Annotated in this window: 1 protein-coding gene; it reads left to right on the forward strand. The window is 70.7% G+C overall.

The genetic code is table 11. The features are described 5' to 3' along the window. On the forward strand, nt 1-1,309 hold a 1,309-nt coding region (locus RWX45_RS12280; protein ID WP_316024004.1), incomplete at its 5' end, for a GTPase. Between the last annotated feature and the right edge of the window lie 601 nt (nt 1,310-1,910).

The following is a 1,910-nucleotide window of genomic DNA, read 5'->3' on the forward strand; positions in this document are numbered from 1 at the left end:
CGACCACACGGTGGTGGCCCTGTTCGGCGGCACCGGCAGCGGAAAGTCCTCCCTGTTCAACGCCCTCACCCGGCTGCAGTTCGCCGACGTCGGCGCCCGCCGGCCCACGACGTCGCGCGCCACCGCCTGCTCCTGGGGTGACGACGCCGGCCCCCTGCTCGACTTCCTCGAGGTCGCCGATGACCGCCGCATCCGCCGCGAGTCGCTCCTGGACGCCACCGATCAGGATGAGTTCGCGGGCCTGGTGTTGCTGGACGTGCCCGACTACGACTCGGTCACCACCGAGCACGCGCTCCAGGTGGACCGGCTGGTGCCGCTGGCCGACATCCTCGTGTGGGTGGTTGACCCGCAGAAGTACGCCGACGCGGTGCTGCACGAGGGGTATCTGCGGGGGCTCGGTGCCCGACAGGAGGACATGCTCGTCCTGGTCAACCAGGCCGACACCCTTCCCGCCGGAGGCGTTGACGCCCTGCTCGCAGATGTGCGCGCCCTGCTCGACGCCGACGGCCTGCATGATGTGCAGGTGCTGCCGGTGTCGGCGCTGCGCGGCGACAACCTCGCCGCCGTCCGCCAGCTGTTCCTGGAGCGGGTCTCGCGGGAGTCCAACGCCGCCCGCACCGCATCCGCCGAACTCGATGCCATTGCGCTGCGGCTGCGTTCGACGGTGGCCGCCCACCCCGTCGCCACCAGCCCCGAACTTGCCGACGCCGCCGTCGAGGCACTGACTCACGCCAGCGGCGCCCAGGCGGTTGAGGACTCCGTGCGCACCGGGCTGGCGCGCACCTTCCCGCGCGCCATGGCGCGGCCCAGCCCGCCTGCGCGCGACGCCGTGGCTTCCATTCAAACGACGTGGCTGCGTCGTACCACCGAGGGGCTGCCCGGGGCCTGGCTGCGCAGCGTTGAGAACACGGTCGTCACCCCGGAGACGCTTGCCGCCCAGACCGCGGAGGCGGTCGGCAGTGTGCAGATGCCCCGACACCGCACCCCGGTCATCGAGCTGGCCTGGTGGGGCGGTGTGCTCGCCGCACTCGCCGCCCTGGTGTGGGGCGTGGTCAATCTGGTGCAGGGGCATCTGCACGGTTCCGGCCTTATCGCTCCGCTGGCGGTGCTTGTCGTCGGCCTGGTGGTGGCGGGCGTGGCGCTGCTCGCGCGGCGGTCCCGGGCCGGCCGCGAGGCCGACGAGTATGCGCGTGCGGTGCGCGCGCGCCTGGAATCGGTGGTGGCCCGCGGTCTCACTCGCCCTGCGGACGGTGTGCTGGCGCGGCACCGGATGCTCCGCCAAGCTCTCGAGCTCCCCACCCAGCGCTAGCGCCGTGGGTGTAGCGCCAGTGTCATGCAGTGTCATGGGCGCGGTCATGGGGCGGCAGCTCCGCCGTCGTCGTCGCCCCTTCACCGAAACCGGCACTTGTAACGTGCCGAAACCGGCACTAATGACGTACCGAGACCGGCACAAATGACGTACCGCGGCGAGTCTCGTCATGCGGTGGCGATCGCCGCTGATCCGGAGCTCAGCTCGCGGATGTGGGATCGTTGCTGGCTCGTAGGCATTGGCACGTTGCTGGCTGACGGCGATGTCAGCAGGTCATGATGGACCAGATCGAGGCCGGTCAGGGCTTCTCCGGTGGAAACAAGTGGGGCCTACGATGCCTCGCCCTGCAACGGCCACGCTGGCCGCAACGGGCACGAGCCCCCGCGGGAATTGCCCACGCTACGAGACGCACCCCCGACGGAGCACACAACGCCGGGACGACGCCCCGCTGATCTTGGCAAGGGGCATCGCCCAGCCAACGCCGCCCTGAGGCGGCCGCGACAGGCACCGTCGCTAACCGCTCGGGTCTTGGCACGTCATTTGTGCCGGTTTCGGTGCGTTACTTGTGCCGGTTTCGGTGAAGGGGAGGGCGGGGTTCGGG

Origin of the sequence: Actinomyces sp. MRS3W (genome assembly GCF_032465695.1) — a bacterium.
Classification (GTDB): Bacteria; Actinomycetota; Actinomycetes; order Actinomycetales; family Actinomycetaceae; genus Actinomyces.